Annotated in this window: 25 protein-coding genes; 10 read left to right on the top strand and 15 right to left on the bottom strand. The window is 29.7% G+C overall.

Annotated features, from left to right (window positions below):
• Positions 1–21: 21 nt before the first annotated feature.
• The 3 genes from EBB51_RS03715 (at position 22) to EBB51_RS03705 (ending at position 2,130) form a co-directional block, all read left to right on the top strand.
• Positions 22–789 carry a DeoR/GlpR family DNA-binding transcription regulator gene (locus tag EBB51_RS03715; RefSeq protein ID WP_123053220.1) on the top strand — a complete coding sequence of 256 codons (768 nt, stop codon included), beginning with the start codon at positions 22–24 and terminating at the stop codon, positions 787–789.
• Between the two features lie 202 nt (positions 790–991).
• Positions 992–1,636, top strand: coding sequence for a class I SAM-dependent methyltransferase (locus EBB51_RS03710; protein ID WP_123053219.1), 645 nt, complete (start codon positions 992–994; stop codon positions 1,634–1,636).
• Between the two features lie 116 nt (positions 1,637–1,752).
• Complete coding sequence (locus EBB51_RS03705) at positions 1,753–2,130, top strand: PH domain-containing protein (protein ID WP_123053218.1); 378 nt, start codon at positions 1,753–1,755, stop codon at positions 2,128–2,130.
• An 84-nt stretch (positions 2,131–2,214) separates the two neighbouring features.
• On the opposite strand, the gene EBB51_RS03700 is transcribed toward EBB51_RS03705, so the two are convergent.
• On the bottom strand, positions 2,215–3,417 hold the full coding sequence (locus tag EBB51_RS03700; RefSeq protein ID WP_123053217.1) for a CoA transferase: 1,203 nt from the start codon (positions 3,415–3,417) through the stop codon (positions 2,215–2,217).
• Positions 3,418–3,626: 209 nt separating this feature from the next.
• Here EBB51_RS03700 and EBB51_RS03695 point away from each other — a divergent pair, with 209 nt between their 5' ends.
• Positions 3,627–4,172 (top strand): biotin transporter BioY, encoded by a 546-nt coding sequence (locus EBB51_RS03695; RefSeq protein ID WP_123053216.1) that lies wholly within the window; start codon positions 3,627–3,629, stop codon positions 4,170–4,172.
• On the top strand, positions 4,166–4,570 hold the full coding sequence (locus tag EBB51_RS03690; RefSeq protein WP_123053215.1) for a DUF1284 domain-containing protein: 405 nt from the start codon (positions 4,166–4,168) through the stop codon (positions 4,568–4,570). Before EBB51_RS03695 ends, EBB51_RS03690 begins: the two co-directional genes overlap by 7 nt.
• Before the next feature lie 46 nt (positions 4,571–4,616).
• On the opposite strand, the gene EBB51_RS03685 is transcribed toward EBB51_RS03690, so the two are convergent.
• From EBB51_RS03685 to pdxS, 10 genes are all read right to left on the bottom strand, one after another.
• A complete protein-coding gene (locus EBB51_RS03685; protein WP_123053214.1) occupies positions 4,617–5,828 on the bottom strand; it encodes an ABC transporter permease in 1,212 nt (403 codons plus the stop codon).
• 1 nt (position 5,829) lies between these two features.
• Entirely contained in the window at positions 5,830–6,537 is a 708-nt protein-coding gene (locus EBB51_RS03680) for an ABC transporter ATP-binding protein (RefSeq protein WP_123053213.1), read from the bottom strand.
• Complete coding sequence (locus tag EBB51_RS03675; protein ID WP_123053212.1) at positions 6,534–7,631, bottom strand: biotin/lipoyl-binding protein; 1,098 nt, start codon at positions 7,629–7,631, stop codon at positions 6,534–6,536. Before EBB51_RS03675 ends, EBB51_RS03680 begins: the two co-directional genes overlap by 4 nt.
• Before the next feature lie 194 nt (positions 7,632–7,825).
• Positions 7,826–8,503, bottom strand: coding sequence for a Yip1 family protein (locus EBB51_RS03670; protein ID WP_123053211.1), 678 nt, complete (start codon positions 8,501–8,503; stop codon positions 7,826–7,828).
• A gap of 191 nt (positions 8,504–8,694) precedes the next feature.
• The gene (locus EBB51_RS03665) at positions 8,695–10,689 is read right to left on the bottom strand and encodes a methyl-accepting chemotaxis protein (protein ID WP_123053210.1); all 1,995 of its coding nucleotides are present in this window, start codon (positions 10,687–10,689) and stop codon (positions 8,695–8,697) included.
• 522 nt (positions 10,690–11,211) lie between these two features.
• Positions 11,212–12,360, bottom strand: a complete 1,149-nt coding sequence (locus EBB51_RS03660; protein ID WP_123053209.1) for a S8 family serine peptidase — start codon at positions 12,358–12,360, stop codon at positions 11,212–11,214.
• Positions 12,361–12,655: 295 nt separating this feature from the next.
• Entirely contained in the window at positions 12,656–14,083 is a 1,428-nt protein-coding gene (locus EBB51_RS03655) for a M56 family metallopeptidase (protein WP_243103907.1), read from the bottom strand.
• A gap of 64 nt (positions 14,084–14,147) precedes the next feature.
• Positions 14,148–14,519 (bottom strand): BlaI/MecI/CopY family transcriptional regulator, encoded by a 372-nt coding sequence (locus tag EBB51_RS03650; protein WP_123053208.1) that lies wholly within the window; start codon positions 14,517–14,519, stop codon positions 14,148–14,150.
• Between the two features lie 250 nt (positions 14,520–14,769).
• On the bottom strand, positions 14,770–15,336 hold the full coding sequence (gene pdxT / locus EBB51_RS03645) for a pyridoxal 5'-phosphate synthase glutaminase subunit PdxT (RefSeq protein ID WP_123053207.1): 567 nt from the start codon (positions 15,334–15,336) through the stop codon (positions 14,770–14,772).
• A gap of 1 nt (position 15,337) precedes the next feature.
• Complete coding sequence (pdxS, locus tag EBB51_RS03640; protein ID WP_123053206.1) at positions 15,338–16,207, bottom strand: pyridoxal 5'-phosphate synthase lyase subunit PdxS; 870 nt, start codon at positions 16,205–16,207, stop codon at positions 15,338–15,340.
• A gap of 217 nt (positions 16,208–16,424) precedes the next feature.
• Between pdxS and EBB51_RS03635 the strand changes: the two genes are divergently transcribed.
• Positions 16,425–16,631, top strand: a complete 207-nt coding sequence (locus EBB51_RS03635; protein ID WP_123053205.1) for an alpha/beta-type small acid-soluble spore protein — start codon at positions 16,425–16,427, stop codon at positions 16,629–16,631.
• A gap of 187 nt (positions 16,632–16,818) precedes the next feature.
• The gene (locus EBB51_RS03630; protein ID WP_123053204.1) at positions 16,819–17,226 is read left to right on the top strand and encodes a bacteriohemerythrin; all 408 of its coding nucleotides are present in this window, start codon (positions 16,819–16,821) and stop codon (positions 17,224–17,226) included.
• Between the two features lie 103 nt (positions 17,227–17,329).
• On the opposite strand, the gene EBB51_RS03625 is transcribed toward EBB51_RS03630, so the two are convergent.
• A complete protein-coding gene (locus tag EBB51_RS03625; protein WP_123053203.1) occupies positions 17,330–17,872 on the bottom strand; it encodes a superoxide dismutase family protein in 543 nt (180 codons plus the stop codon).
• Positions 17,873–18,085: 213 nt separating this feature from the next.
• On the opposite strand from EBB51_RS03625, the gene EBB51_RS03620 reads away from it, so the two are divergent.
• Complete coding sequence (locus tag EBB51_RS03620; RefSeq protein ID WP_123053202.1) at positions 18,086–19,252, top strand: amidase domain-containing protein; 1,167 nt, start codon at positions 18,086–18,088, stop codon at positions 19,250–19,252.
• Positions 19,253–19,319: 67 nt separating this feature from the next.
• Here EBB51_RS03620 and EBB51_RS03615 read toward each other — a convergent pair whose 3' ends face one another.
• Positions 19,320–19,580: a YkuS family protein gene (locus tag EBB51_RS03615; protein ID WP_123053201.1), complete on the bottom strand. Its 261-nt coding sequence runs from the start codon at positions 19,578–19,580 to the stop codon at positions 19,320–19,322.
• 303 nt (positions 19,581–19,883) lie between these two features.
• Between EBB51_RS03615 and EBB51_RS03610 the strand changes: the two genes are divergently transcribed.
• Both EBB51_RS03610 and EBB51_RS03605 read left to right on the top strand, forming a co-directional pair.
• Positions 19,884–20,534, top strand: coding sequence for a phosphatase PAP2 family protein (locus tag EBB51_RS03610; RefSeq protein ID WP_243103906.1), 651 nt, complete (start codon positions 19,884–19,886; stop codon positions 20,532–20,534).
• Complete coding sequence (locus tag EBB51_RS03605; protein ID WP_123053199.1) at positions 20,535–21,551, top strand: glycosyltransferase family 2 protein; 1,017 nt, start codon at positions 20,535–20,537, stop codon at positions 21,549–21,551.
• Positions 21,552–21,636: 85 nt separating this feature from the next.
• On the opposite strand, the gene glf is transcribed toward EBB51_RS03605, so the two are convergent.
• Complete coding sequence (glf, locus tag EBB51_RS03600; protein ID WP_123053198.1) at positions 21,637–22,749, bottom strand: UDP-galactopyranose mutase; 1,113 nt, start codon at positions 22,747–22,749, stop codon at positions 21,637–21,639.
• 96 nt (positions 22,750–22,845) lie between these two features.
• The gene (locus EBB51_RS03595) at positions 22,846–24,834 is read right to left on the bottom strand and encodes a methyl-accepting chemotaxis protein (protein WP_190285322.1); all 1,989 of its coding nucleotides are present in this window, start codon (positions 24,832–24,834) and stop codon (positions 22,846–22,848) included.
• Between the last annotated feature and the right edge of the window lie 37 nt (positions 24,835–24,871).

Here is a 24,871-nt window from a genome sequence, read left to right as displayed (position 1 = left end):
CTTTATGGAAAGGATGGTATTATGAAGTCAAAGAGGATGAATCAAATAGAGGAATATGTATTAAATAAAAACACTGTAACTTTAGACACATTAACTAGTGTTTTTAACGTGTCCAAAAACACTATCCGCAGAGATGTACAAGAATTAGTTAAAAGAGGTAACATAAAAAAGGTATATGGAGGTGTAGCAGCAAATTCAAAACTATTAGTTTCATTTGACGAGAGACAAATAAAAAACAGCTGCGCCAAAAATTTAATAGCAAAAGCTGCCTCCAACTTTGTTAAAGACGGCGATATAATATTTGTAGATTCAGGTACAACAACTTTAAACATGGTAGAGTTTTTAAAAGATAGAAACAATTTAACCATAATAACAAATAACTTAAATTTTATCATGAATTGTTCAAAATACAATAATATAAATATAATTTCTACTGGCGGAACGTTAAATCGAAAAACAAATTCTTTTGCAGGTATAGCTTCATTAAATTTGTTTAAAAATTATAATATAAACAAGGCTTTTATGGCTGCCACAGGAATATCTCTAACTAGTGGAGTTACAAATTCTTCTCCACTTGAAAGTGAAATTAAAAAAACTGCAGTTAAAAAAAGTACTGAAGTATTTTTACTAGCAGACTATTCAAAATTTAATATTTGTTCTTTAGTAACCTACTGCAATTTAGATGACATAGATTACTTAATAACAGATAAACTTCCACCTGAAGAATACATTGAACTGATTGAAAGAAGTTCTGTAGAGTTACTTATACCTGAACAGGCATCAGAGTAAAGTCTAATTTGACAACTTCTATAACATGTAGATTTTATAAAGCCTTTAAAAAATTTTGTATAAACTGAATAAACAGAGTATCTTCAACCACGGAAGATACTCTGTTTATATAAAAGAACTAAATAAAAAATGTGATATAATTTGTGTAATATATGTTTGTTGTAAAAAAAGGTTAATATTTTTATAAAGGGAGATTTTTTTAATGTTAACTAGCAACGATTTTAATCTATGGGCAAATGAATATGATGCAAGTGTAAATCTTAGTGAAGAAAATAATCAATATCCATTTGCAGGATATAAAGACGTATTAAACTATATATATAAACAAGTTTGTAAAAAAGAAAATGCCGCTGTACTAGATATTGGTTTTGGGACAGGGACTTTAACATCACAACTCTATAATAAGGGATACAGAATAGCTGGATTAGATTTTTCTCATAAAATGGTTGAAATTGCGAGAAAAAAAATGCCAAATGCACTTTTAGTTACTGGAGATTTTTCTAATGAATTTTCAGATGAAATAAAAAGCTTAAAATATGATTATATTATTAGTACTTATGCAATTCATCACTTGTCAGATATAAAAAAAATAAGTTTTATTGATAAAATTTGCTTATTACTAAAACCATCAGGCAAAATTTTTTTGGGAGATATTTCTTTTAAAACAAAGATGGAACTAAATGAATGTAAAGAAAAGTTTATAGATTATTGGGATTATACTGAAAGTTATTTTATTTATTCTCAAATAAAAGAAAAATTAAAATATAAATATAATTGTAGTTATAAAAAAATTTCTCATTGTGCAGGTATTTTAACTATTACATTAAAAGATAATTCTTTGCTTTAAATTCATAATAGTATATGACATCCATAAATCTAAAACTTTTAAATAGACTTTAGAAGGACTTCTTTTTATTATATAGAATTAATTAATAATATCACTACTATGTTAGGAGGAAACAAATGGGATTATTTAATGGACTAATGGGAAATGCTTCAGAAGTAAATACTCAAGAAATACAAAAAAACTTTGCTAATATACTTACATCCACGGAAAATGTTGAAAAAGCATATAAATTAATTCGCGATTTATTCATTTTTACAAATAAAAGACTTATATTAGTAGATAAACAAGGTATGACTGGTAAAAAGGTAGAATATCACTCAATTCCCTACAAAAACATTACTCACTTTAGCATTGAAACATCTGGAAACTTTGATTTAGATGCAGAGCTAAAAATATGGATATCTGGAACTCAAGCACCTATTGAAAAACAATTCAACAGAACTTTAAATATATATGAACTTCAAAGTGTACTTGCTGGATACGTATTAAAATAGGAATCAAATTATACATATATTAAAGGCAGTATGTATTAATATAGCACATACTGCCTTTAATATTTCTATTTTTCTAGTTGATTATTAAATAAGTGCTCCTTTAGATCTATATTCATCAAGTTTTTCTCTAGAATATCCTAATTGTTCAAAGATTTCATTATCATGTTCACCTAACTTTGGAGCAGATGTTTTATATTGACATGGATATTCACTCATTTTAATTGGATTACCTAGAATAGTTATTTCCCCTGCTTCAGGGTCTTTAACTTTAACAAACATTTCTCTAACTTCACTAATATTTTTATCTTCATATATGTCTTTAGCATTATATATTGGTGCTGCAGGAACTCCAGCCCCTAAAATAGCATCTACACATTCAGAAACTGTTTTATTGCTTGCCCATTTATTAATAATCTCTTTTAATGTCTTAGCATTAACTTTACGATCTTCTGTAGTTTTATATAAAGGATTATCAGCTAATTCAGGTTGTCCAATTACTGCTGATAATGCTTTAAAATGCAGATCTGTTCCGCTAGCAATTACAAAATAATCATCTTTTGCTGTAAATGAATCATATGGAGCTGAAGCTATATATTTATTTCCTTCTTTTTCTGGAACTTTTCCTTCATAAATATACTGCATAGCTTTGGATTCCAAACTAGATACAATACTATCAACTAGTGCAACATCAATCTGCTGTCCAAGACCTGTTTCTTTTTTCTTTACAAGAGATGCTAAAATACCAATACAAGCATTCATACCTGACATAATATCACCAATTGCTATACCTGCACGAGTAGGTTCTTCTCCCGGCCATCCTGTAACACTCATAGATCCACCCATAGCTTGTGCAATTAAATCAAATCCTGGTCTGCTAGAATATGGTCCGTACTGTCCAAATCCAGAAATTGAAGTAAATATTAAACCTGGATTTAAAGCTTTACAATTTTCATAACTAAATCCCAACTTCGCAATAACACCAGGGCGCATGTTTTCTACAAGGACATCTGCTGACTTCACTAGCTTTGCAAATAATTCTTTTCCTTCTTCTGTCTTCAAATTAAGACAAACATCTTTTTTGTTACGATTTAAATTAGCAAAGTACATACTATTTCCTGTTTTCTTTTCCTTTGGTGGAGTACCTCTTACAAAATCTCCTCGGCTTTTAAGATTTTCTACTTTGATTACTTCTGCTCCCATATCAGCCAAAAACATAGAACAATATGGTCCAGCTAAATATTGTGTAAAATCTAGTACTCTTATACCTTCCAGCAATTGTTTACCCATTTTTGGTCACCTCATTTAATATTCTTAATATAAACTCTCATTACTATCTTACAACATTGCACCCTGTAGGTGCAAATTTTTCCAAATATATAATATATTGCACCCCTGGGGTGCATGTTTTATGTTGACAATTTATTAAACAGCTATTATACTTTTATTGTCAACATAAAATGTGTACTTGTGTTAACAATTAATAAGGAGGAAAAAATATGAATTTAAAACTTAAAGAAATGACCACAGCAGCTATATTTACAGCTTTAACAGCTATTCTAGCTCAAATTTCTATACCGCTGCCTTTTACTCCCGTGCCTATAACCTTTCAAATATTCGCAGTTTTCATATCTGCAATAATTTTAGGCAGTAAACTTGGTGCATTATCTCAACTTGTATATGTACTTTTAGGAGCAATTGGTGCACCTGTATTTGCAAATTTTACTGGCGGTTTAAATATAGTATTAGGACCATCTGGAGGATATCTCATAAGTTATCCTATTATAGCCTTCATCATAGGAAAAATTTCAGAAAAAGAATTGTCTTTTGTTAAATCAATTATGGGGTTAATAACTGCACTGATATTATGTTATACAATTGGATCACTTCAACTTGCATTTGTAACAAAAATGACAATAGGAAAATCTATAATGGTAGGTATTCTTCCCTTTATTCCCCTAGATACTATAAAAGTTATACTTGCCTATATATTAGGCAGCAGAGTTCGGGTCTCTCTTATAAAAACAAGCCTTACGCAATGCTAACATTAAGAGCTCACCATTTATTATGTATTCAGGGGTATAGGGGTTATGGTTATAGCAAAGATTTCACTAAGAATATGGATAAGATTGTTTATTCATTAAAAAAAGACACTTCCATACAGGTAAAGATTATAGCAAAAACAGATATCATCTGTTCTTGCTGCCCTTATAACATAGGTGGAAAATCTTGTTGTAATCAATATAAAGTGAACTATTTGGACAAAGAAGTATTAGATTTATTTCAAATAGTAAAAAATAAAGTGTATTATTATAGAGATCTTCTAGATATTATCTACAAAAAAATAACTTATGAAAGTTTTAAAAATATATGCAGCACATGCCAATGGTTTCATTATGAATATTGTAAAAAAGGTCTAATAACTTATACCCCAGGGGTGTAGATTTTTCCAAATATATAAAAAGTTGCACCCCAGGGGTGCAACTTTATTATTCATATCTTAAAGCTTCAATAGGATCTAATTTTGCTGCCTTACTTGCTGGATATAATCCAAAGAATATTCCAATTGCCGATGAAAATAAAAATGCTATAAGTATTATTCCAATCGATATTGGAACATGTATTTTTAATATAGCCCCAACAATTTTGCCTGTGGTTATACCAAATATAGTACCAATTATCCCACCTATGAGACATAATATTATAGATTCCATAAGAAATTGTATTTTTATGTCACGCGTTTTTGCTCCAATTGCCTTCCTTATACCAATTTCTCTAGTTCTCTCTGTTACAGAAACAAGCATTATATTCATAACACCTATTCCACCTACTAAAAGAGATATAGCTGCAATAGCACCAAGTATAGCAGTTATAATATTTAAGACCTTATTTAGAGAGTCAAGTCCCTTGAAGCCATCTTGAGCCATATATACTCCCTTAGTTTGGTGTTTATTTTCAAGCATTTTTACTATTTTAGAACTTATCTCATCTGCTTTACTCATATCTGATAACATAACCGACATATAACTAATATCAGTATTTGTAAGTATCCTATCCGCAGCTGTTACAGGTATGAATACGTCGCCTGGAACATTCTCTGATGCTTCTCCTAAATCTCCATTAGGATCTTTACATACTCCAACTACATGAAGATTTACTTCTCCAGTATCGGATGTCAATTCAATGTCTTCTCCAATTGCATTATCTGTTCCATGAAATAACTTTTGAGCTGTCTTTTCATCTATAATTGCTGCACTTGATCTTATTTCTACATCATGTTCATTTAGAAATCTTCCGCTGAGCATCTTTATACCTGAAATCTTGTCATACCCTTTTGCTGATGCTATGATTTCTACATGTCTAGATTTATTTTCAACATTCAAGTTTCCATCACCTGAAAGCGTTGGAACAACTTGTGTAACTTCAGGTATCTTATTCTTTATAAGATCAACATCATCCATAGTAAAGTAATCTTTTTTCTCTATAGATTTATCTGAATATTGATTTAAACGTACATTAATTACATTACTGCCTATTCCTTGAAATTCTCCTGCAATATATTCTTTTGCAGCAGCACCTATAGAAACTATAGTGATTACAGAAGATATCCCTATTATTATTCCAAGCATAGTTAGAAAAGATCTTAGTTTATTGGACTTTATGCTCTGCAGTGCAGATTTAAATCCTTCTTCGACATTCATATTACTTCTGCCCCCCAACTATAGTTCTATTTGTAACTAAGCTGTCAGAAATTATAGCTCCATCTTTAAAAACTACATTTCTCTTTGTGTGCATGGCTATATCAGGTTCGTGTGTAACCATAACAATAGTTACCCCTTCATCATTTAGCCCTTGAAAAATGCCCATTATTTCTTCACTCGAAACGCTGTCTAAATTTCCTGTAGGTTCATCTGCAAGTATTATTGATGGGTTGTTAACTAAAGCCCTTGCAATGGCAACTCTCTGTTTTTGTCCGCCGGACATTTCATTTGGTTTATGATGAATTCTATTAGATAACCCAACTCTATCTAATGCCCACTTTGCCTTTTTTTCTCTTTCCTGCTTAGAAACTCCTGCGTACATCATTGGAAGTTCCACATTATCTATGGCTGTAAGCTTTGGAAGTAAGTTAAAAGCTTGAAATACAAATCCTATTTTTTTATTTCTTATTTCAGCTAGGCTATTATCATCTAGTGAAGATACATCAGTATCTTCCAAATAATACTTTCCATCTGTAAGTTTGTCCAAACATCCAAGTACATTCATAAGAGTAGACTTTCCAGATCCAGAGGCACCCATTATTGCTACATACTCTTCTTTTTCAATTTCCAGGTTGATTTCCTTTAAAGCTTTGAGCTTTATAGCTCCAGTATCATATACCTTAACTAAATTCTCCAATTTAATTATCACTTCTTAGTCCCTCCTGCTTGATCCTTTGAAGCATCTTTTACAGTATCTCCAACCTTAAGTGTATCTTGAGGATTTGTTATATATCTTTCTCCTTGTTTAAAACCGCTTGTAACCTCTACAGCATCATCTGTTTCTATTCCCGTTCTTATGTATCTTTTTTCAACCTTGTTTTGATTATTTACTGCATAAACATACTTTTTCTTTGTTCCTTTTTCTTCTCTTATGCTATCTACCCCTATAGTAATTGCATTTTGTCTCTCATCAAATATAATTTCTACATCAGCTTCGTATCCTGATTTTATACTATCATCACCACTTGCATCATTAAGAGTTACTATAACATTTACCTTAGGTTCCTGCTGACCATTTTTAATATCAGTCTGGGTTTGGGCTATTTGTCCTACATCAGTAACAGAACCAATATACCTCATGTCGTCATTTCCTTTTATTTTAACAATAGCCTTTTGTCCCTTTGAAACCTTCATAGCATCATATTGACTCATATCTATAGAAACTTTATATTTCGAAGCATCATCTACTATTATCTTATCTCCTTCTTGTGGAGTTTGACCTTCTTTTGCATCAACTTTTACTACTTTTCCATCCACACCAGCCTTTATATTGGCATTATCTATCTTTTCATTTAAGCTATCAATTTGAGATTTAATGGAACTTGTTGAAATTGATCCACTATTACCTGCTTGTCCTCCTGCTGTCTGTGCTTGTGATATTGCACTTTCAGCACTATCCAAATCTGCCTTTGCTTTTTTTAACTCACTTTCATAGTCAGATGTATCCATTTTAACTAAAACATCACCTTGTTTTACTTCTTGCCCTTCACTTACCAAAACCTTTGCTACTTTTTGAGTATTATTTAAAGTTATTTCATTTCTATAATTAGGCTGTATAGTTCCAGGAACAACAGTACTTTGAACTATGCTTTTCTTGATAACTTTAGATATACTTACATTCTTTATTTGAGATTTTTGAGCCTTTGCATAAGAAAGTATTCCTATAATTGCGATTATAAGTACAACGGCTGCTATAATTCCTAATTTCTTCTTGTCCTTTATAAATTTGAACTTAGATTTCATTTTCACTTTTCCTCACCTTTCTAAGCTAAATATAATATACAAATTACTTTAAAACACAATACATTTTTATTATAACATTAATATAAAATTATTCACTTTTTTTTAGACAAATTGTATAAATAAATGCGAAACTGACATTATATAAAAAACAATGTCAGCTTATTACATTATAAATATTCTTAATAAGATACCTTTTAAGCTAAAACTCTAATAATAATTGAAACAATATAAATTCCAAAAACTATAATTGCAGCCTTCTTAGTTTTCATTTTAAATACAACAGAAGTCCCTATTACCGATAATACAATACTCCATATATAGAAAAAATCTATAGCTGAGAACAACTTATAAATAGTACTTTTCATATCTACCGATGAACTCAAGAACAATGTGAGGCTTGTTGAAATATTTTTTATATTTTGTGGTTCTGTAAACATCATTATTACTGCAGTTAAAATTGCTCCTATTAACATTGGAACATAAGCTAAAATATTCATACAGTATAAGCTCTTAAAACTTCCCTTTTCGCTTGTAATAGAAGATACAACTTTGATAAATGCACTTGACACTAATGCTATTAGTGCTGGCAAAATTAATGCTGTAACTATTCCAGAAATTATAACTCCTGTTTTTAAAGCTGGAAGAGCAGATTGAGAAACATTTGTCATTTCCTGGGCTTTTAAAATAGTATAACTTGTAAGTTTTGGCAGTTCAACTGCAGTAATAATTAATTGAATAAGTGTTATAGGGATTAAGTATCTCCATACTTTAGGGTTTTCACTGACCCTCTCCATAGTTTCCTTAGGTGAAATTATAACACCAATAATATTTTTTAAAATTCCATCTTTACCATCTTTATTTTCTTCTGACATTTAACTCCCCTCCTAATTTAAAATAATTCGATTCTATATAAATACTAACTATTTATATACATTTTGTAAATACTCGTGAATTTTATGTTCATACTGTGTATATATATTATACACAGTATGAACACAAAAATCAATCATGATGATTTAAATATGGCAAAGACTTTAAAATTCTTTGCCATATCTTAACTAAACTATAATTTAAATTTTTGTACTTGAAGCATCATTTCCTTTGTACTTGAACTAAGGTTATTTGAAGCATTTAAAACTTCTGCAGAAGAACTATTCATTTCTTGGGAAGAAGCAGATATTTCTTCTGTAGCAGCTGAAGTTTCCTCTGCAATAGATGCCGTAGATTCTACTTTAGTTAAAATTCCATCTTTTCTTTCATTTATTTCTGATGCAGCATTATTTATGTCGTCAATTTTAGGAATAATCTCTTTTACAGCTTTAATAATGCTATTATATGAATTTAATGTATTATCAATAATCAAAGTTTGTTTACCTAAATCACTGCTAACTTCAGCAGTCGTATTCACCATCACTTTATTTTGATTATAAATATCATCAATTAATTTTGATATACTATCAGAAGAATCCCTAGATTGTTCAGCAAGCTTTCTAATTTCATCCGCAACCACAGAAAAACCTTTTCCTGCCTCTCCTGCTCTTGCAGCTTCAATAGCTGCATTAAGTGCTAGTAAATTTGTTTGTTCTGCTATTGAATTAATCAAACTAGTTATTTCATTTATTTTGCTTATATTTTTACCGGAATCTATAATTTTTGCTTCAAAGTTTTTAAAAGTAGTTGTTGTATCACTTATAGATTGGGAAAGTTCATGAATTTGTTTACTACTTTCTCCTGACAGTGTCATAATTCCTTTAGAATTTGTATCAACATCTTTAATTTTTTCAGTAATTTTCCCTAAGTTATTACCAAAGCTATTTAAAGTTTCAGTTATAGATACCAAATCTTGAGCTTGAGATGCTGCACCCTTAGTAACTTCTTGAATTGCAAGTGATACAGCTTCTGAAGATGAACTCATCTCATCAGAAATAGAAAACAACTTTTGTGAATCTTTATCAATTTTAGTTGAATTACCTGTTACAGATTGCAGCATAGCTTTTATAGATTCCTGCATAGTATCTACTGCTTGCATCATTGTTCCTATTTCATCATTCATATTCAAATTAACTTTTGGTATCGTGCTTGTAAAATCGCCAGATGCCATTGTAACAACATAATTAGTTGCAGTTTTTATTCTTTTAGCAAAATTATTTGAAATAAAATGTACAATGACAAAAGTTAAAATTAAGAATAAAATAGCAGACACTATTATAATCTTTTTCAAAACATTAAGCTTTGAATTTACTTCACTTTTGTCTACAATAACACCAAGGGACCAAGTTGTATTTGGAACTGGTGCAAATGTTATAAATTCATCTTTTCCATTATAAGAATATGTACCTGAACCATTTTCGCGGTTGATCATTTTCTTTTCTATGTTCGCAAGTTCGTTTAATTTAGGATCATTTTTTGAATCTTCAATAATATTATCCATTTTAATTACTAAATCTTTGTTTGTGTTGGCTATTGTTACTCCAGTATTTGATATCATAAACGATCTTCCAGTACTGCCAAACTTTATATCACTTGATATAGAGCTGATGTTATTTCCATCCTTTGCAGCAGCCATCACTCCAACTATTTTATCGTTTTCTTTTATTGGCACAGCATATACTACAACTAAATTTTTGCCTACCTTATTTATAATTGGATCAGAAACAACTGCCTTACCTGACAAAGCCTTTTTATAAAAATCCCTTTCAGAAATATTTGCAGATTTTCCATCCGTATACTTAGCATTTCCATTTAAATCAACAATTGCAATGCTAATATAATTGTTTCTTTTAACATCGTCGTTTAATGCTGCAAGTTTATCCTCTACAGATTTTGTACTATCTGTTATTGAGTCACGTAAGGCAATTTGTTGAAGTATACTTAGCTGCTCTGAAACCTTAACTGAGACAATATCTGCCCCTTCTTCTGCAATTTTAGTCATAGTCTTACTATTACTGTTTGCAATGGCCTTAGATGATAATTTTAATGAAACACTACTTAGCCCAATTATGACTATTAAAATTAATATCTCAATAGGTACTAATAATTTTACTTTAATGCTTTTCACAATATAACACCCCCGGTTTATTAATAAAGTATATAAAAACAGAGGACATAAGTCACAGGACAGAGGACAGAGAAGGAAGATTTTTCTCCGCTAAGCTTGCGAAAAATCTTTAATTAAACTTTTGATAGCTCGTTTCGCTAAAGCGAAACATTGCTAATTTATATAAATTTAAAGATTCTTTTGCATTAGCAAAAAATCAACCTTCATTGTCATCTGTCCTTTGTCCTCTGTCCTATGTTTTTATTTCCTCTGTTATAAATTGAATTCATAATTTCACTTATACATGATAATTATAACCTATATTGGAATAATTACATATATTCATATTGTGCAGTATATGCCGAAAAATCACATATTTTTTGCAAATATCATAAAATATGTAATAAATACGCTTGTTAACTTGTTAACTTGTTAACGTTTGAATTTATATAAATGTAATAAGTACAACTTTAAATAACTTAAGAACTATTATAACTAAAAAAGATGGTTCCTATAAATATAGAAATCATCTTTTAATGTAATTTATTTAGATATAGAATTTATAAATTTCTCTGGATTAATTATATATCTACCTTCTGATGTAGTGGTCTTTGTTTCTATAAGCTTATCTAATATTTGATCAAAGGTTAAATTTGGATTTACCTGCCATGCTAGAGCTGCAAGTCCTGTAACGTATGGAATAGCCCAGCTAAATCCTCCTTCACCCCGGTAAACATAGGCATTATCAGAACTATTACCAGCAGTAGTTCTAAAATCTCCTGGAACAATTATGTTGGATTTATCTATCTTTTTTTCATTTAAGTATTTACTAAGTTTATAATTTAATGGATTATTTCTATCCTTTGAAGGATCACATCCTCCCCATACGAACTTTTTTTTTCCAAGTAAATTAGAATATACTACTGTAAGGCCGCTGGAATTTGCTCTCTTTATAGTTTGCTGCCATTTACTATAGTTTTTATCATTCTTTCTTATACCGTCTGATATAGATACAATTTTTATTTTTTCATTCTTAGGAAGTGACTTATTAACATCAATAATTTTATCTATGGCTTCCATATAATACTTCTGCCTATCTTTTGAATCTGGAGTTGCAAAATAATATAATTTTGCATCATTTGCTACTCCACAAGTTTTTCCTGCTAAAATAGAAGCACACGCTAATCCATGAAAATGAGGGCTTGTTTGATGATCACCTACTTTATAGTAATTCATCTTACCTTTAAATTCATCATGAGTAGATCTTATTGGCTTATCTATAACTGCAACACTAATTCCTTTTCCTGTAATGCCCTTTTCATGAATTTTACTCAAATTAAGTCCTGGATCTTTACCCATATCAAACCACTTATTTGGATCATATCCTTGTGGAAGTTTGCTTTTCTCAGGCCACTTTGTGTACTTATCAAAACTTATATTTGAAATAACATCTAAAGAGACCTGTGACAAATCCTTTTTAGACATATCTTTATCTTGAAATCCATATATTATCTCAAGATCTGAGTTGCATTTTTGCAAAACCCTGTTTGTTACTATATCTGAAATTTTTGAAGGATTTATTCCCCAATTCTTAGGGTCACCTTCTTCCATAGCATTCTTTACAAAAATGCCTCCTCCAATTGCAAATAGAATTACAATTGTAATCATAATAACTAAAATTTTTTTCTTCATCTTTAATTCTCCTTCTATCCATAATTAATTTTTATAGCGTTTCTAATTGAAATTTAAACTTATACATGAAATATAATGACAAATTTGAAATTATACTTAAAAACTTTTATAAATACGTCTTAGTGAGGTATTTTAGAAAACCTTAGAAACTTAGATATGTCTGAGGTACGAGTTTATCTAAGTTTCTTTAGGTTTTCAAAATACCAAGCTTTAGACTTATTAAAAGTTTTTATGATGATGAAATTCGTCATTATATGATCTGTATAATTTAACTTTCAAGCTGCAAACTCTATATTTAAACCTTTTTCAAAACATAGTAAATTGGTTTTCTGCATCCAAAAGCATAGTCTCCACTTTTCCACTGGAAAAACATATAAGTTTGTCCATCTACATTTTTTATTACATATTCACTAGAAAGTTTATCACTTTTATTAACTACAATTCCTTTTGTCCACGTTAACCAACTTTTATCTGTAGTACCTCCATTAAAAAATTTAATTTCTTTTATATACATGTTACTTTTCCACTGTCTCTTATCTTTTTTGAAATCAGCTATATTATCAACAATATCTACAGATTTCCAACTTCCCAAAGCATCATGATCACATTCGTAAGGATAACTTGTATTATCCTCTATTCTATTTACCCCAAGTTCATCTACTACATATTTGGATGTTATCTGTTTATTTAACGTACCTTGTGAAAATACATTGTTTATTTTTGCTTCAGTAAGCATAATTAATATACAAAAGCAGAATACAATTATGGAGCTTACAATGGCCTTAGGTGAAATTCTTTCAAATTTCTTTATCATGCTAATTCTTTTGGTCATATATTTAGCATCTACAGATATGCCAACTGCCATATTTACTCTAGATTTTTTAACAAACTTTGAGTATTTTATGAGGTCTATCATAGCATATCCATATTCTTTGGTCTTCTCAGATTCTATATAGTTAAGAGCTATAGAATCACAGGACAATTCCATATCCTTTTTCATTTCATTTGTGAAATACCATATGATAGGATTAAACCAATAAATTACTCTAGTTATTCTGATAACATAATTTACTAAAATATCTTTTTTCTTATAATGTGAAAGTTCATGTAAAAATATATTTTTAATATCATCATCATCCATATTTTTAATTACAGCTAATGGCATTAATATCTTAGGTTTAAACATACCAAAAATTGCTGGGCTCTTTATATTCAACCCTTGTACAACATTAATATCCTTTTTAATATTCATATTACTCTTACACTTCTGTAATATGTCAATAACTCTTTTGTCCTTTACATTTGTATATTTATTTACTTTTTTTAAACATGCTGCATATGACATAAAAATATACACCATGCCCAAAATAAAACCTGCACACCATATTTTAAATATTACTTGTATATATGATTCAGGTATATTGAAAGTATCCATGATAATATTTGGATTTAAATATCTATAATTACCATTGTCTTTAGTATTATCTACACTTTTTTCATCTGTACTCTCAGTAAGATACTGATCATAATCAAATTTGTCTATTGCTGATTCAACAGGAGGTCTATTTAAGTAAAATGGTATTACATTGAATATGCTAAGTGAACTCTTAGGCAGAGCTGGTACAATAAGTCTTATTAAAATCAAAATTCCAATAACATATTGAACTTCTATTCTCAGTCTTTGTTTTAAAATTTTCTTAATAATAAAGAAAAATATTATCAAAAACTAGTTAAAAATGATAGGTATAAAACCCATTTATATAAAATAATAAACTTAAACATAATTTCTAATCCTTATCATTTAATATTTTTCTCAAATCGTCTAAATCCTCTTCTGTCAATTTATTGTCTTCTATGAAATTTAATAACATATTCTTAGCAGCACCATTATATACTCTTTTAATAAAAGAACTGCTCTCCTGTCTTACACACTCTTTTTCATCAAATAAAGGATAATAATAATAAGTTCTGCCTTCTTCATTAAATCCAATTATATTTTTCTTTAAAAGCCTGCTTATAAGTGATTTAACTGTTTTAGGTTTCCAACTTGTACTATCTTCCAATTGTTTTATTATTTCGTTTGCCGAGCAAGGATTTTTGCTCCATATAATTTTCATTACTTCCCACTCGGCTTCAGATATTTTAGGTATGTTTGACATAAATATTCCTCCTAAAGCTTAATTACAATTGTAATCCATAATATTATATTATTCCTTTCTCAAATTATTTTCAATACTATTTTATTAATAATAAAGTAAGGGACTGTTGCATTAAGTAATTTACATACAATATGTTGTTTTGCAAATCAAAAATCAGTACAACATATTGTATAAATTACTCTTAGTGCAACAGCCCCCTAAGCTATTTTATTGAACCTGAAAAACTAAGTTCATAGGATTATGATCATTACTACTTACACATATTGATAAAATATTCATGAAATTTTAAATTGCCAGTTAGTTCAGGATGAAATGAAGTTGCAAGCATATTATTTTCTCTTACTGCAACTATATTCTCATTGACTTTACACAACACTTTTACATTTTCATTTACTTTGGTTATGTAAGGAGCTCTTATGAACACTAGAGGTATTTCCTCATCACAAACTTCATTAATAACTTTTTTTGCTAAAAAACTATTAACTTGACTTCCGTATGCATTTCTTCTAACTGTTATATCCATTACTTGCATATATCTCGCTGAATCATTTTCAATGTCTTTAGCTAAAAGTATCATTCCTGCACACGTTCCCCATACTGGAAGACCATCTATTATTTTTTCTTTTAGTTTTTGAAAAACTCCTGTTTTTTTGAGTAACTTGCCAATAGTTGTGCTTTCACCCCCTGGAAGTATGATGCCGTCGAGATTATCTAAATCTTCGCATCTTTTTACTTCAACTGCATCATAATTTAATGATTTTAAATGATTTATATGCTCTACTACCCCTCCTTGAAATGCAAGTACACCTATTTTCATCTTACCAGCCTCTTTCTTCAAATCTGTTAGTTAATTCACTGCAATTTATTCCAACCATTGGCTCACCAAGATCTTCTGAAACTTCTGCTATAATCTTTGAATCATTGTAATAAGTTACTGCCATAACTATTGCTTTAGCCCTTTTTTCAGGATCTCCTGACTTAAATATTCCTGATCCAACAAATACTCCTTCAGCCCCCAATTTCATCATGAGTGCTGCATCGGCAGGTGTAGCAACTCCACCAGCAGCAAAATTGACTACTGGAAGCTTTCCATTTTCCCAAACGTACTTTACAAGGTTAAAAGGTGCTCCAATTTCTTTAGCTAATGTCATAAGTTCATCCTTTGGTGAATTCTTAACTTTTCTCATTTCATCCATTATGCATCTCATGTGAGTAACAGCTTGAACTATATCGCCTGTTCCTGCTTCTCCTTTAGTTCTTATCATTGCTGCCCCTTCCCCTATCCTTCTTAATGCTTCACCTAAATTTCTCGCACCACATACAAAAGGAACATCAAAGCTTGTCTTATCTATATGATATTTATCATCTGCAGGTGTTAAAACTTCACTTTCATCTATAAAATCAATTCCAATAGCTTGAAGTATCTCAGCTTCAACAAAATGTCCTATTCTAACCTTTGCCATAACTGGAATTGAAACTGCCGCTTTTATCTCCTTTATCATCTTAGGATCTGACATTCTTGCAACTCCACCTTGTTTTCTTATATCTGCTGGTACCTTTTCAAGTGCCATAACCGCACAAGCTCCTGCTTTTTCAGCAATTTCAGCTTGTTTAGCATCCACTACATCCATAATTACTCCGCCCTTAAGCATTTGGGCTAAATTTTTGTTTAATTCATACTTTGCCATGACTACACCCCTTATCTATTTTACTTATAAATTAATTATATTATTTAATTTATAAAGCTCAAATGTATCGATACATTCTAGAAATATGCATATTTATCTTCAATTTTCCAAATTTCATGATGACAAAAAAACTTAATATTAACAAGGAAATATTAAATTACTAAGTATATCTCTACATAAAAGTACAACACTAATACTGAAGTGGAGGTGTAATATTATGAGTAGAAGACCTTTAGTTCCAGAGGCAAAAGATGAACTTGATAAATTAAAAACAAAATATGAAAACGAATTTGGAATGGAACTTAATGATAGCTATAAGGGAAATAGAGCTTCAAAATTAAACGGTTATATTGGAGGACCAGTTGGTGGATTAATGACTAAAAAAATGGTAGAAGCATTTGAAAAAAAGTTAGTAGATAAATAGCATATAAAAAATCCTATGATTTTAATAAACATAGGATTTTTTATTTTGCCAATTACCTTTTAACTTAATTATATTAATATAACTTAAAATAATAATTATATAATAATTATTATTGACTTATTTCTTTATTTTGTTATACTTATATTGTAAGGAAAATTTAATATAATTTGTTAATGGGGGTATGTATATGTTTCAATGGAAAAAGGAATATGAAACTGGAATAAAAACCATAGATGAACAGCATCAAGAGTTATTTAGAATAGCAAATAAATCTTATGCTCTTTTAAAAAATGATATGATTTTAGATAAATATGATAGAGTAGTAGAAATCTTAAATGAGTTACTAGATTATTGTGAATATCACTTTTCTACGGAAGAAAAGTACTTATTAGATATAGGTTACAAAAAATTCGTTAGTCATAAAGCACAGCATGAGGGATTTATTAAAAAGCTTAGAGATATAAATTTTGATGAAATAGACGAAGATCAAGATAAATATTTAATGGGAATATTAGAATTTTTCATAAAATGGATATCTGGACACATACTATCTAGGGATATGGACTATGCTAGATACAGCAGAACCTTATCTTAACTATATTCACTTTAATTCAAAAATAATTGCATCGGATATACCAATGCAATTATTTTATAAAATTATTTTTAATGTTTCTTAAACTTTTCAATAATAAGTATATTTATCTCATCCATCTAATAACACCGCATGCTAGTTTTCTACCAGATGCCCCTGCTGGCTGTGTCCTATAATCATCCGGACTTTCATGTATTACTACGGACCTGCCTACAACTTGACCAACTCTAAACTTGTTTGTAAAAAATGTCATCCTAGCATATCCATTATTTGAAAATAGAACTGGAAAATCACCTGCATGATTGCCGTGAGGTTGATTAGTTGGATTCCAATGCTCCCCTGTACTAGGTAATGGTTCCCTAGGCGTACCTGGATTGCAATTACCATTTTGATGTATGTGGAATCCAAAAGGTCCAACTTGTGGTCTGCCTCCTCCTCCACGTCTATATGGTGGAAGTCCATTAACTTCTACAGAAACTTCAGTTCCACCTCTTACATCTGTAAATGTTACAGTACCTCTTATATTAGGGGCTAATGGTCCTCCTGTTATATTTGCTATAGCTCTTCTTCTAGGCTGTTGCTGCTGCTGTCTATACATATCTTCATAATCATAATCTAAAAAAGGGCACTCATAATTTTCAAAATGCATAATTACCTCCAAAATCAAATATTACAATCACTTTATTTTATGCACTTACTTCTAATTTGTTACAATTGCAAATAAAAACTTTTTGCAAAATTAATCATTTGTTATTAATATTGCAGCTGGTAACATATTCATTGCATGATTTTATAATAAACTTCTAATTATATATTTATAAAAGCTTTAAAAATAGCAATGTTAAATCTTAGGGGGGAAATTATGTTGAAATTGAAATATACAAAATTTAAACTTATATCCATAGTTTTGATACTTATTTTTTTAATAACACCGCTTTATAAAACCTCAGCATATGATTCTAATAAACATATAAGTGACAGTGATATAAGTTCTGAATTACAAAAAATATATGATATTCGATCAAATGCTCTTAAAACAGGTGATTATTCAACATTAAGTGATTGTTATGATACATCCAAACCAAGTGGTAAATATGCATTAGATCACGAAATAAAAAGAGTTAAATATTTAAAGGATTGGTCTAGTCAAAAAAACATAGAATTTCAAAATATTAAATCTAATATTAACATTAAAAAAGTTAGACGTTCCGGAAACGCACTGAGATTAAGTCTTATTGAAAGTTACAAATTTGATTATAATTATAAAGGGGACCAGGCTAATTCAATAAATCCATTTGGAGTGGGTATACGACATACTGTTAGTTTAATTAACAAAAACCAAAAATGGCTGATACTTAGTGATTGGTATACTGACTGCTTTGAAGACTCATTACAACTTTATGCCAATAACGCTGATAACAAATATGCATCATCACAAAATATTTTTGATATGACTTCGAACTTTATAAGTAAAATCAATAGTACTTTGGTTAAAAGCAGTAGAAACCATTATAATAGAGAAAATGCAGTAGCTTATGCTGATAAATATTGCGGTGCAGCTTGGGGAAGTAGTAATGACTTTAAATATAATAAAAAATATCAAGATTATAATGGAGCAGGTGGTGATTGTACTAACTTTATTTCTCAAGTCCTAGGTGATAAGCAGGGCGGCTCATTAAAGATTAATGATACATGGCATCCTAGCAGTAGAGCTTGGTCAAATGCAGATGGTCTTAAAAGTTATTTATTATATAGTGGAAGAGGAAGAATTATAAAGGTTGGTACTTACAATCAGCTGACAAATTCACACCGCATGTCAGATGAAATACTTAACAGTTTACAAGTTGGAGACTTAATAGCTTATGAAAAGGGAAGAGGAAACATAGATCATTTTGCAATAATAACAGGCTTTGACACACATAACTATCCATTAGTTAACTCTCATACAACAGATAGGTATCATGTTCCCTGGGACTTAGGCTGGGGAAACAAGGATATAAGATTTTTCTTTATACATGTAAATGATTAAGAATTTAAATAAAAATAGGATTAAAGAATTTAGTCCTTAATCCTATTTTTAATCATTAATTAATTTATTACTCAGTAGTTTTTTGCTGAATCATATTCTTTATTTCTTCTCCTGTTAAACCACTAGCATTGACAATAGGGACTTTTGTGGAAGTATCACTAAAGCCCATCATATCTTTATTATAATCTGCTGCAACAATTACATCTAAATCTTTACACCTTAAAGCATCACTCTCAAGATTTTCGCCAAGAATTTCTACTGAATATCCCTCAGTATTTAAATAGTCTGCAATCCTAGATAATCCTTTTTCTACACCAATCTTTTTCATTATGTTATCACCTCGTTTTTATTTTTCCCACTCATAGATATTGATATGCATGTTCATCATGGTACTCTATTTAAATTATGGTATTGTTAATAATGAACAATTAGAAAACTTCTTATAAAAGGGCAGTTAATATATTGACTTAGTATAATGTAAAACATTATACTTAAAATAAGCTGATCTTATATGAAAAAACTAACAATTATTTCAACATACGGTTAATGTAAGAAATGATTGTTCATTAAAGACAGATAATTATTTAAATATATTATTCTTTTAAAAAAATAGTTAAGAAAGATGAAAATAATGAAAAAGATATATAATTTTATACCAAGTTATTCCATTAAACCTTTGATTTTATGTGTGATTGTTAATTTTTCTATATATTTAGGGGCACGCTTGTTTTATAGAAATAGAATTTTTCATAATTTAACATCATACTATGATAATAGGATTCCAGTAATCCCAATATTTGTAGTGATTTATTTTGGAAGCTATGTTTTTTGGATTGTTAATTATATATTAATCAGTAACATAAGTAAAGATCATTGCTATCGTTTTTTAGCGGCAGATTTATTAGGAAAATTAATATGTGGTATTATATATATTGTATTTCCTACAACTAACGTAAGACCCGATATAACTGCATCAGGTATTTTTGCGGACATGCTTAGATTTCTATATACTATAGATCCAGCAAATAATCTTTTTCCATCAATTCATTGTTTGGTTAGTTGGTATTGTTTTGCTGGTTTGCGAAATTGTAAAGCTGTTCCTGCATGGTATCGATGTTTTTCTTTATTTATGGCAATAATGATATGTATTTCAACATTAACAACAAAACAACATGTTATAGCTGATGTTTTAGGAGGAGTTATGTTGGCTGAATTAACATGGCAGCTATCTTTACATTTTCAGCTTTATAAAACGCTTAACTTTATTAATCAGGAGGTATAAATGAAAGTTCTTACTGTAGCAATACCTTGTTACAATTCAGCAGACTATATGAATAGAGCAATAGACTCACTGCTGATTGGAAGCCAGGATTTAGAAATTTTAATTATAGATGATGGTTCTAGTGATAGTACTTCAGCAATTGCTGATGAATATGAAAAAAAATATCCTAATATAATACATGCAATACATAAAGAAAACGGCGGCCATGGTGATGCAGTAAATACAGGCCTTAGATATTCAACTGGAGTATATTTTAAAGTTTTGGATAGTGATGACTGGCTTGACAAAAGCAGCTTAAAAAAAGTACTTGATATATTAAAAAATATGATCAATAACTCTAAATCATTGGATATGCTTATTACAAACTATGTATATGAAAATATGAATATGCACAAATCAAAAAGCATCAATTATAAATTTGCAATGCCAGAAGGGAAAATATTTACATGGGATGATTTAGGGCATTTTAGAAACAGCCAAAATATATTGATGCACTCAGTTATTTATCGTACAGAAGTTCTTAAAAAATGCAATTTAGAGCTTCCTAAACATACGTTTTATGTTGACAACATTTTTGTATATAAGCCGCTTCCTTATGTAAAAACAATGTATTATGCAAATGTGGATCTTTATAGATATCTTATTGGAAGAGAGGACCAATCAGTTAATGAAAAAGTAATGATTGAGCGTATTGATCAGCAAATTAAAGTAACAAAGATAATTATTGACTGTTGTAATCCTATGGATATAAAGTGTAAAAATTTACGTAAATACATGATTAAATATTTGGTTATGATGATGACAATTAGTACAGTACTTTTATTAAAAGATAATACAGAAGAAAGTTTAAATAAAAAAGAAGAGCTTTGGTATTATTTAAATTCTAAAAACAAGAGTTTGTATAAAGAAGTAAATAAATCCTTTTTGGGCTTATTTATGCAAATTAACGGCTTATTGGGAAGGAAAATTATACTATTAGGTTATTCATTATCAAGAAAAGTATTTGGATTTAATTAACAAAAGTTCGTATTGTTGATGGGTATTATTTGTAGATACATTGAAAGTTTTATGATTAAGCTTTCAATGCATCTTGCTAGATATTTTATGTCATCTCATTTTCTACACACATCAATGCTTCTTCTACAACATTATGCATATCAAAATATCTATACATTCCAAGACGTCCGCCGAATATAACTCGATCTTCTGCGTCTGCTAACGCCTTATACTTTGCATATAGTTGATTATTTCTATTATCATTCATTGGATAATATGGTTCATCACCACGTTTCCATATGGCAGGATACTCCCTTGTGATCACCGTCTTAGGGTTAACATTTTCACTTTGACATCCAAACTCAAAATGCTTATGTTCAATTATTCGAGTATATGGAACATCATATTCTGTAAAATTGACAACTGCATTGCCTTGATAATTTTCACAATCTAAAATTTCTGTTTCAAAGCGAAGAGAACGATACTCAAGTTCTCCATAACAATACTTGTAATATTCATCAATCATTCCGGTAAAAACAATCTTATCTGCAAGTGCTGTCAGTTGATCACGTTTTTTAAAGAAATCAGTCTCAAGGCGGACCTCAATACCCTCCAGCATTTTCTCAATGATTTGTGTATAACCTCCAATTGGTATCCCTTGGTACTTATCATTAAAGTAGTTGTTGTCGTATGTAAAACGAATTGGCAGTCTTTTTATAATAAAACTTGGAAGTTCTGCCGCTCTGCGTCCCCACTGTTTCTCTGTATAACCTTTGACTAATTTCTTATAAATATCTCTACCAACCAAACTTACAGCCTGTTCCTCAAGATTTTTTGGTTCAGTAATGCCAGCTTCTTTAACCTGCTTTTGAATCTTAGCTTTTGCCTCAGATGGAGTAATTACTCCCCACATTTTATTGAATGTGTTCATGTTAAAAGGCATATTATATAGTTCAGATTTATATCTAGCAATAGGGGAATTCGTGTATCTGTTGAACTCAGCAAACTTACTCATATATTCCCACACTTTCCTGCTGTTTGTATGAAAAATATGTGCACCATACTTATGTACTTGAATTCCTTGTATTGGTTCTGTATATATATTACCTCCAACATGTGAACGTTTGTCTATTACAAGACACTTCTTACCTCTTTTATTAGCTTCATATGCGAATATTGATCCAAACAGACCGGATCCAACAATTAGATAGTCATACATTTATAGACCCACCTTTTTATTTAGCTTATATTTTCTTGACATTTTACGCTGCAGACTGCATAATCTTTTTTCTAATCTCTTTACTAACTTTAACAATTAAATTTTAAATATATCTATACACTCTTTTAGCTTTGATGCTAAATCATTTAAACTGCAGGCAATACTTGCCAGATGTTCTGTGGATAAACTTTGGCCTTCCGCAGCCGAAGCAATTTGTTCAAAAGAATCATTTATACCATTGGTAACATCTAAAGTCTTATTTACTGAATTTAATACATTATCTCTACTCTGATTTATTTCAGCAATATGTTCTGCTGTATTTTGTATTTGCGGCACCATAGACTGTATATTTTGTATTATGTCATTAAAACAAATTTCAGTATTTTTAGCTGTATCTATACCCCCAGTTATAATTTTTTCGGACTCTTCCACTACTTTAACTGTTTCATTAGATTCATTTAAAATATCTTTTATCAAATTTTCTACCTGCATTGCTGCCCCTTGCGACTGTTCTGCCAATTTACGTATCTCATCTGCTACTACAGCAAAACCTTTTCCTGCTTCTCCTACTCTTGCTGCCTCAATAGCTGCATTTAGAGCTAGAAGATTTGTCTGCTCTGATATAGAATTTATAACCTGTATTATAGTTGATATTTCAGAAGACTTATTATTTAATGTTTCAATTTTACTACTTATATTTTTAGATGAATTACTAATATTAGTAATACTGCTGTTTAAAGATACTAAATAATCTTTTCCTTTAGAACTTAATTCATTAGTTGTATTTGAAGATTCTCTTAAGTTGTTTATTCTATCACCAATAAGCTGGAGCTTATCACACAAATTGTCAACGGATTCTTTCACATAATTTACTTCCTTTGATTGAATCATAGAATCTTCCTTAGATGTTTGTATTGTATTCGTAATTTCATCTGAAGTTGAGCTTACCTCTTCTGAAAATGATGCTAACTCTTCAGATGAATTTATAATATTATTTGAAGAATATTGAATATCTGTAATAAGTGTTTTTAAATTGTTAACCATTTTACTATAACTTTGTGAAAGCACATTTAATTCACTATAGCTATTATTCACATCAATTTCTGTCGTTAAATCACCATTAGAAATTTCTTCGGAAGTCTCAGCAAGATTAATTAATGGTGAAATAGCTTTATTTAATTCTTTATGTAAAAACCATATCATACCTATAATTAATACTAGTACAGCAATTATAGAAATCAAAATAACTTTTTGAATACTTTGGTTCACATCTTTAACAGATATTGCAACTTCAATTACACCATTTATGGAGTTACCTTCTTTATATGGTAATGCCATTACGTAAGCATCTTTTTCCATTTTAGTGCTTATCTTTCCTGTATTTAGTGCTTGTCTACTTATACTATCTTCAAGCTTTTTCCCTATATTACTTTTATCTGTATGAGCAATTACTTTTAAATCTTTATCCAATACATCCGCATATAAAAGCTTAGACTTATCCATTTTATCTAAAAAAGCTTGAGCTGAATTTTCATTTATAGTATTCATAACCTTGCTAGCTTCTATGCCTACCTGCACAAATCCATTGTGATCTAAAGTTGCTGAACCATATTTATAATATTTGTCATCTGTATCACTCAACTTTATACTTTCATTAATTCTTAAAGCATCAGTAGTTAACAACTTTCTTGAAGGAGATGTATCCTTAAATCTAAATCCCAAATCGTTTTGGAAATTTGAATATGTAACTACTCCATCTTTATTTACCACAGCTACTTCTGTTACACCTATTTTTTCAGCAAGTTCAGTTAAAGACTCATTGCTAATGTCTTTCATATTAAGTACAGCCTGACATGCTGTATGTATTTGTTCTTCTAATTGTTTTTCTACAGTCTTAGAAATATTATTACTGTTTTTTACTGAAATAGATATACTTTTAGCTATTTCTAAACTATTTGATTCCACTTGTTTAATCATATTGTCTCTAAAATTGAATAAAACAAACGCTGCAAATAACGCAATTGAAATAAAAAATATTATCGAAAACATAATTGCAAGTCTTACCTTAATAGAGTTTCTTTTCATTTTCATGTCCCCATTCTATAAGTTTTTCCATCTAATC

The organism is Clostridium sp. JN-1 (assembly GCF_003718715.1).
In the GTDB taxonomy this organism is placed as follows: Bacteria; Bacillota; Clostridia; order Clostridiales; family Clostridiaceae; genus Clostridium_AV.
This window is presented reverse-complemented; position numbering and strand designations above follow the sequence as displayed.